This window comes from Clostridium sp. DSM 8431 (assembly GCF_900116755.1).
GTDB lineage: Bacteria > Bacillota > Clostridia > Clostridiales > Clostridiaceae > Clostridium.
In genome coordinates, this window is sequence record NZ_FPBY01000145.1 from 1 (window position 1) to 8377 (window position 8377).

General features: G+C 31.1%; 7 protein-coding genes and 1 pseudogene. All 8 read left to right on the top strand.

Annotation, left to right across the window (positions count from 1 at the left end):
- The first annotated feature begins 330 nt into the window (after positions 1-330).
- On the top strand, positions 331-1614 hold the full coding sequence (locus BM384_RS13100) for an O-acetylhomoserine aminocarboxypropyltransferase/cysteine synthase family protein (RefSeq protein ID WP_090014270.1): 1284 nt from the start codon (positions 331-333) through the stop codon (positions 1612-1614).
- A gap of 12 nt (positions 1615-1626) precedes the next feature.
- Positions 1627-2772 carry a trans-sulfuration enzyme family protein gene (locus BM384_RS13105; protein WP_090014272.1) on the top strand — a complete coding sequence of 382 codons (1146 nt, stop codon included), beginning with the start codon at positions 1627-1629 and terminating at the stop codon, positions 2770-2772.
- 9 nt (positions 2773-2781) lie between these two features.
- A pseudogene (gene cysK / locus BM384_RS18670) lies at positions 2782-3687 on the top strand (cysteine synthase A); the annotation flags it as partial.
- Between the two features lie 81 nt (positions 3688-3768).
- Positions 3769-4356 carry a class I SAM-dependent methyltransferase gene (locus tag BM384_RS18675; RefSeq protein WP_347455077.1) on the top strand — a complete coding sequence of 196 codons (588 nt, stop codon included), beginning with the start codon at positions 3769-3771 and terminating at the stop codon, positions 4354-4356.
- A 16-nt stretch (positions 4357-4372) separates the two neighbouring features.
- Entirely contained in the window at positions 4373-5923 is a 1551-nt protein-coding gene (locus tag BM384_RS13115; protein ID WP_090014276.1) for a nitrogenase component 1, read from the top strand.
- A gap of 5 nt (positions 5924-5928) precedes the next feature.
- Complete coding sequence (locus tag BM384_RS13120) at positions 5929-7293, top strand: nitrogenase component 1 (RefSeq protein WP_090014277.1); 1365 nt, start codon at positions 5929-5931, stop codon at positions 7291-7293.
- A gap of 265 nt (positions 7294-7558) precedes the next feature.
- Positions 7559-7990, top strand: a complete 432-nt coding sequence (locus BM384_RS13125; protein WP_090014279.1) for an NADAR family protein — start codon at positions 7559-7561, stop codon at positions 7988-7990.
- 160 nt (positions 7991-8150) lie between these two features.
- Positions 8151-8377 (top strand): IS1 family transposase (locus BM384_RS18680; protein WP_175537382.1); only part of this gene is annotated, 227 nt, incomplete at its 3' end.

Here is an 8377-nt window from a genome sequence, read left to right on the forward strand (position 1 = left end):
AAGGGAAATCCAACCAGCTAAACATAGAATTCTACCTGATGGAATGATACGCTTTTTTACGGGTATAGGTTCTTTAAAACCTCCCAGGGGGGGTACATCTATCTTCTATTCAGGAGTATTATACTAAACTATATTAAATTTGGTTAGATTCCTTTTGGAATTTAAATAAAAAACTATTTTAAATTATGAAATGCGTATTTTCCCTATCGGGGCGTAAGCAAAGTAATAGATAAGAAAATTAATATCAATTTAGACATGTAATGTTCGTTAGAATAGTAAATAGTTTTCTATCAAATGTTACAACTAGATTATACAAGGGAGGGAATTATAATGAGTAAAAATTATAGATTTGAAACAAAACAATTACATTCAGGACAAGGACTAGATAAGGATACAAAGAGTAGAGCAGTACCTATATATGCTTCAACCTCCTTCGTTTTTGATTCTTCAGATGAAGCTGAAAAACTATTTGGATTAGAGGGAGAGGGGTACACTTATTCTAGAATAGGAAATCCAACTAATACTGTTTTTGAAAAGAGAGTTGCTGATCTTGAAGGAGGTATTGATGCAGTAGGCTTTGGAAGCGGAATAGCAGCAATTACAGCAGCAATAATTACTTTAGCTGGTACTGGAGATGAAATAGTTTCTTCATCTACAGTTTACGGTGGAACGTATAATCTTTTTCAAAATACTTTTAAAACAAAGTATGGAATTAAAACTACTTTTGTAGATAGTGATGATGTAAGTAATTTTGAAAAGGCAATTACAGAAAATACTAAGGCTATATATATAGAGTCTATAGGTAATCCAGAAATTAATGTTATAGATATTAAAGCGGTTTCCCATATTGCCCATAAACATGGCATTCCACTAATTGTAGATAATACTTTTGCTACTCCATATCTTTTAAGACCTTTTGAACATGGAGCAGATATTGTAGTTCATTCTGCTACTAAGTTTATTGGAGGGCATGGAACGGTAATTGGAGGAATTTTAGTTGATAGTGGACGATTTAACTGGGCTCAAAATGATAAATTTAAATCTTTAGTTGAAGAAGATCCTACTTATAATAATGTAAGTTTTACGAAAACTTTCAAAGAAGCTGCCTATATTACTAAAGCAAGAGTTCAGATTTTAAGAGATACAGGCGCTTCACTTAGTCCTTTTAATGCATTTCAACTTTTACAAGGACTTGAAACTCTTTCTTTAAGAATGGAGAGACATGTTGAAAATGCCAAAAAGATTGCTGAGTATTTAAGCGAAAATGAAAATGTAGAATGGGTTAACTATCCAGGATTAAAAAATAATAAATATTATGATTTAGCACAAAAATATCTAGAAAAAGGTGCTGGAGCTATTCTTTCTTTTGGAATTAAAGGAGGAGAAGAAAATGCTCGCAAGTTTATAGATAATCTTGAAATATTCTCATTACTAGCTAATGTGGGTGATTCTAAATCTTTAGTTATTCATCCAGCATCAACTACTCATAAGCAGTTATCTAATGAGGATCAGCTTAAGGCAGGAGTTACAAAGAATGCCATAAGACTATCTATAGGTACAGAAAATATAGAAGATTTAATTGAAGATATTGAAAGTGCATTTAAAGGAATTTAGGAGGTGTAAATTATGAAAATAGAATCATTATTAGTACATGGAGCAGTTGAAGGAGATGAATTTACAGGATCAGTTAATGTTCCTATTTATCAAACATCAACATATAAACAAAAGGCTTTAGGAGATTTTAAATACGAATATTCAAGAACAGGTAATCCAACAAGAGAAGCCTTAGAGAAGACTATAGCATTATTAGAAGATGGAGAATATGGACTAGCTTTTGGAAGTGGTATGGCTGCAATAACTGCAGTATTATCTTTATTCAAAAGTGGAGATAAAATAATAATTCCAGATAACCTTTATGGAGGTACTTTTAGAGTAATTGATAAGGTATTTAAAAATTTTAACCTTAAATATAAAACAGTAGATGTTTCTGATATTAGCAATATAAAATCTATTTTAGAAAGAGAAAAGATAAAGGCTGTATATATAGAAACACCTACAAACCCTTTGATGGATATTACAGATATTGAAGAAGTATCAAAACTTGCAAAGGAATATGATGCATTAACTATAGTTGATAATACTTTTATGTCACCATATTTTCAAAAACCATTAAATTTCGGTGCAGATATTGTTCTTCATAGTGCAACTAAATATTTAGGTGGACACAGTAATGTGGTAGCTGGACTTTTAGCTGTAAAAGAAAAAGATCTTTATGATAAGCTTCAATTTATTCAAAATTCCACTGGAGGAGTTCTTGGACCTTTTGATTCATTTATATTATTACAGGGGATTAAAACTTTAGGCGTAAGACTTGATAGGCATGAAGAAAATGCAAAAAAGATAGCAGAATATCTTTTAAAGAGTCAATATGTAGATAAAATATATTATCCAGGGCTTAAAGACTCCAAGGGATATGATACACATGTTAAGCAGTCTTCAGGTTTTGGTGGAATGATTTCCTTTGTTGTAAATAGTAAAGTTGATTATAAAGAATTTGTAAAATCTCTTAAATTAATAACTTTAGCTGAAAGCTTAGGAGGTGTTGAATCTCTTATCTGCCATCCAGCCAGCATGACTCATGCTGCTATTCCTTATGAATTAAGACAACAAACTGGAATAGTAGATAATCTTTTAAGATTATCAGTGGGAATTGAAAATAGTGATGATTTAATTGAAGATATTGAAAATGCTTTTAATAAGAGCTTAAGGTAGGTGATTTTTATGAAATATATTGATGATATTAGAAGTCTTATAGGTAATACGCCTCTTTTAAAGCTTAATCATATTTCGCCAGATAAAAAGGTAAATATATTTGCCAAGCTTGAATATTTAAATCCAGGAGGAAGTATTAAAGATAGAGTAGGACTTGAAATTATAAAGGAAGCAGAAGAGAATGGTGAGCTAAAAAAAGGAGATGTAATAATTGAAGCTACAGCAGGTAATACAGGTATAGGACTTGCTATGGCAGCTTTTGAAAAAGGATATAAATTAAAAGTTGTAATTCCTGAAAAGTTTGCTGTTGAAAAACAAACTTTAATGAGAGCCCTTGGAGCTGAACTTACTATAACTCCATCTGAAGAAGGTATTGAAGGAGCTGTTAAAAAGGCTAATGAACTTTTAAAAGAGATACCAAATTCATTTATGGCAAGACAGTTTGATAATGAAGCCAATATTCATGCTCATAGAAAAACTGGAAAGGAAATTTATGATGCTTTAGATGGAAAGGTGGATATCTTAGTTGCAGGTGCAGGTTCAGGAGGAACTATTACAGGAATTTCCGAGTATTTAAAAGAACAAAATCCAAATATAAAAATTGTACTAGCAGATCCCTATGGTTCTATTTTAGGAGGAGGTGAATCAGGAACATACAAGGTAGAAGGCATAGGAAATCACTTTATACCACAGGTCTTTAATAGAGATATTGTAGATGAAGTTGAAAAAATTGAAGATGATGAAGCTATGTATTATGTAAGGCTTTTATCAAAAAAGGAAGGTGTCTTAGTTGGATCATCATCAGGAGAGGCAGTAGCAGCAGCTGTTAAGCAAGCATATAAATCTAAGGGTGAAACTAATATAGTAGTTGTGCTTCCAGATAGAAGTGATAGATATTTTAGTCAAAATCTTTATGATTTCAATTTGAAGTTAAGCGATTTTAGATTTAATGCTTTATTTGATGATTATGCAGAAAAGTATGATGAAGTTGTTGCAATGGAAGATGGTGAATATAGTGAATTATTTAAAAACTATAAGGAAATTTTAAATGAAACAGTAAGACAAATATCAAAATTTAAAGGAGCTAAAGTTATTGATATAGGATCTGGTACTGGAAATTTAACTAATATAGCTAATGAATTTGGTTATGATTCTGTAGGAATTGAACCAAATTTAAAAACTAGAAATATTGCTGCATCTAAGTATCCTAATATTAAATTTTTAAGTGGAACATTTCTTGGCTTACCTATTGATAACAATTCTGTTGATGCAATTATCAGTTCTCTTGCATTTCATAATTTAACACCCTTAGAAAAAATGGAAGCAGTTGAGTTATTTAAAATGAAACTAAAAAATAAAGGTACTGTAGTTATTGCAGACACTATCTTTGAAAGCGAAGAAATACGTGAAGAAATATTAAAAGACCTTGATGATAGAGGAGAGAAAGTTTTAGCTGCTGAGCTAAGAAAAGAAATTTCTGCTACTAAAGCTGAACTTAAGGACATTTTTGAATTGCAAGGTTTTAATGTTAGTTTTGTTCAATTAAATAGATTTATTTGGATATTAACAGCGAAATTAAACTAAGAAAGGGATAGTAGATATGGCAAAAAAAATTAATTTAGATTTATCACAGGTTGAAAAAAGAGAGCAAAGGCTTGGAACTATTATAGGATGGACTGGTAGTGCTTCAGAACTTTCTAAAGTATCTCAATATGAAGAAAGGGCTAAGGGATGCAAATGTAATAAAGATGGATGCAGACTTTGTGAAGTTAAAGGTCCCTTTACTCAAGGATCAGTATGTAGTGAACAGATGGTTGAATGTCAGGCTGGTAATGTTCGTGATGCAGTACTTATTCAACATTCACCTATAGGTTGTGGAGCAGGACAAGTTCCTTACAATTCAATTTATAGAAATGGTTTATCCATGAGGAATCATAAAGTTGAAAATATAAGAATTATAAATACTAATTTACTAGAAAGTGATATGGTATTTGGTGCATCTAAAAAATTGGAACAGTCTATATTTGATGCTTATGAAAGATATAATCCTAAGGCAGTTTTTATTGGAACTTCTTGTGCAACTGGTATTATTGGAGAAGATATAGAAAGTATTGCAAAGAAAATGGAAGATAAAATAGGAGTGCCTGTTATTCCACTTCAATGTGAAGGCTTTAAATCTAAGCATTGGAGTACAGGCTTTGATGCTACTCAGCATGGTATTTTAAGACAGATTGTAAGAAGAAATCCTGAAAAGAAACAGGAAGACTTAGTGAATGTTATAAATTTATGGGGATCAGATGTATTTACTCCTATGCTTAAAAATCTTAATTTAAGAGTAAATTATGTTGTAGATCTTGCTAGTGTAGATGATTTAGCACAAATGTCAGAAGCGGCTGCAACTATAGGTTTCTGTTATACTCTTTCTTCTTACATGGCTCAAGCTCTAGAACAAGAATTTGGAGTTCCTGAGGTTAAAGCACCAATGCCATATGGTTTCCATGGAACTGATGAATGGATTCGTGAAATAGGAAGAGTTACACATAGAGAAACTCTTGCTGAAGAATTTATAGAAAGAGAGCATAAAAGAATTGCTCCAAAACTTGAAGAATTAAGAGAAAAACTTAAAGGTGTTAAGGGCTATGTAGCTACTGGTTCTGCTTATGCTCATGGGTTAGTAGAGGTTTTAAGGGAACTTGGTGTAGAAGTTGATGGAGCAACAGTATTCCATCATGATCCTGTATATGATAGTGGTGATAAGAGACAGGACTCTTTAGGACATTTACTTGAAAATTATGGTGATATTAAATCCTTTAATGTTAGTAATAGACAACAATTTCAGCTTTATGGTGTACTAAAGAAATTAAAGCCTGATTTTATGCTTATAAGACATAATGGATTAGCACCTTTAGCATCTAAGCTTGGAATTCCAGCAGCACCTTTAGGAGATGAGCATATAGCTATTGGTTATGATGGAATGATTAATCTTGGAGAAACTATATTAGATATTTTGGCACGTAAGAAATTTCATGAAGATATAAAGGAACATGTAAAACTTCCTTATAAGAAATGGTGGCTAAAGCAGGATGATCCTTATATATTATCAAAACATCCTGAGCTTATTGAAGATTACTTAGATAATGAGGAGGATTAGTGATTATGACAGTTAATGAAGAAGTAATAAAACAAACAAATTCTATAAATGGGGTAAGATATGGATGTGCTTTAGGAGCTCTTCATAGTGTAGTAGCAATTAAAGGTGCCATGCCTATAACTCACTCTGGTCCAGGATGCTGCGACAAGCAGTATGAAAGTATAGCTTTCTATAATGGTTTTCAAGGGGGAGGATATGCAGGAGGCTCTGTAACTCCTAGCTGTAACTTAACTGAAAAGGAAGTTGTATTTGGAGGAGAAAAGAAACTTAGAGATTTAATTAAATCATCTCTAAAAATTATGGATGCAGAACTTTATGTTGTATTAAATGGATGTATTGGAGAACTAGTTGGTGACGATATAGGTTCTGTTGTAAGTGAATTCCAAGAACAAGATGTACCAATTGTTTTTGCAGAAACAGGAGGTTTTAAAGGTAATAACTTTGTAGGACATGAGATAATAGTAAAAGCTATAATTGATCAGTATGTAGATAAATTTGCTGTTAATAAGGATATAAAGGAAAAAGGTTTAATTAATGTATGGACTGAACTTCCATATCAAAGCCCATTCTGGAGAGGTGATTTAGAAGAAATTAAGAGAATACTTGAAGGAGCTGGATTTAAAGTAAATATTCTTTTTGGTAATAAATCAAAGGGAGTAGAAGAATGGAAGTCTATTCCTAACGCAGAATTTAATCTTGTAATATCACCATGGCTTGGAGTTAAAACAGCTAAATATTTAGAGAGAAAGTATAAACAGCCTTACCTACATATTCCTGTATTGCCTATAGGTGCAAAGGAAACAGCAGCCTTTATAAGAAAGGTCGTTGATTTTGCAGGAATAGATAATACTAAGGCAGAAGAATTTATAAAGAAGGAAGAACAAGAATATTATTATTATCTTGAAAACTTTGCAGATTTCTATGCTGAATATTGGTGGGGACTTCCTTCAGCCTTTGCTGTAGTAGGAGAATCTGTATATAATTTAGCAGTAAGCAAGTTTGTTGTTAATCAGCTTGGACTTATTCCTAAGAAAATGATAATAACAGATAATGCTCCTGAAAAATATAGAGATTTAATAAAAGATGAATACAAGCGTTTAGCAGATGATGTATCCGTTGAAGTAGAGTTTATAGAAGATGGTTATACTGCTGATAAGATTTTACAAGAAACAGATTTTGGACATAGACCACCTATAATATTTGGATCTACCTGGGAAAGAGATGTGGCAAAGGAACTAAAAGGATATATAGTAGAAATAGGATTCCCAGCTTCTTATGAAGTTGTATTAAATAGAAGCTATGTTGGATATAAAGGAGCTTTAAGTCTTATAGAAAAGATTTACTCAACAGCTATTTCTAAGAGTGCTTAATATTTATCCTATAAGAGCTATTTGTAGTTTTAATAAGCTTTTGTAAAGTAAAATAAAATCTAATAGAAGATGTAGCCTTAGTTAAGGTTACATTTTCTGTTGGATTTTTTGCTTTCTCATAGGATATATCTGCTTTCAAGTCTAGAATTAATGAATTACTTTAGAAGTGATGTAAAAATCATATAGACAGACAGTTATAATTGTGTAAAAATATCGATATATTTGAAAAACTAATAAATTAATTACAAATACTAAGGAGGAGAATATGGCAATTTATTTTTATAGAATAAATGAGGAGTATGGTTGTTTTTCTAATTTTTCAAAGCATGGTTTTTATATTAATGGAAAGTACTTTATGACAAGTGAACATTATTTTCAATCACAAAAGTTTGAAGGTACTGACTTTGAAGAAGAAGTTAGATTAGCAGAATCTCCAATGGAAGCTGCTAATATGGGACGTGATAGAAATAAACCTTTAAGACAAGATTGGGAAGATGTAAAAGATGATATAATGCGAAATGCTGTTTTAGAAAAGTTTAAAGCAAATGAAGATGCTAAAACTCTGCTTTTATCAACAGGTAATGAGGAGTTAATTGAAAAGACTACTGGTGATTACTATTGGGGATGTGGAAGCAAGGGAACAGGTAAAAATATGCTAGGTAAAATACTTATGGAAGTTAGAGATATTTTACGTTAGGATATATTTTTATTTAGGAAATGATAAAGTTTGGCTTGCAGATAATGTTCCCAATAAATATATAGAAAAGAATTTTTAAGTTTTATAAAGGCTGTATTGTGAATAAAAGTGATAAAAATAGGCAAGTATCTAAACAAATGATTATAAGGAAGTGATTGATTTGTGTTTAGATAACTATTTTAAAATTTTAGAAAATATAAAGCTTTTAAGTAATGCAGCTAAAAGAAAATTATTAATAGATATCAGCATTTTAATTAATGTTTCAAATAATAAAGAAACAACAGAATTAATTTGCCCTCATTGTAAAAATAAATACATAGTTAAAAATGGTAAGAATAAAGAAACTCAAAGATATTTATGTAAAACTTGCAAAAAATCTTTTGTTAA

Excerpts from the sequence above, each read along its gene's own strand:
- BM384_RS13125 (WP_090014279.1), top strand. The coding sequence starts at position 7,559 with ATGGCAATTTATTTTTATAGAATAAATGAGGAGTATGGTTGTTTTTCT.
- BM384_RS13120 (WP_090014277.1), top strand. The coding sequence starts at position 5,929 with ATGACAGTTAATGAAGAAGTAATAAAACAAACAAATTCTATAAATGGG.
- BM384_RS13100 (WP_090014270.1), top strand. The coding sequence starts at position 331 with ATGAGTAAAAATTATAGATTTGAAACAAAACAATTACATTCAGGACAA.
- BM384_RS18675 (WP_347455077.1), top strand. The coding sequence starts at position 3,769 with ATGGAAGATGGTGAATATAGTGAATTATTTAAAAACTATAAGGAAATT.
- BM384_RS13105 (WP_090014272.1), top strand. The coding sequence starts at position 1,627 with ATGAAAATAGAATCATTATTAGTACATGGAGCAGTTGAAGGAGATGAA.
- BM384_RS13115 (WP_090014276.1), top strand. The coding sequence starts at position 4,373 with ATGGCAAAAAAAATTAATTTAGATTTATCACAGGTTGAAAAAAGAGAG.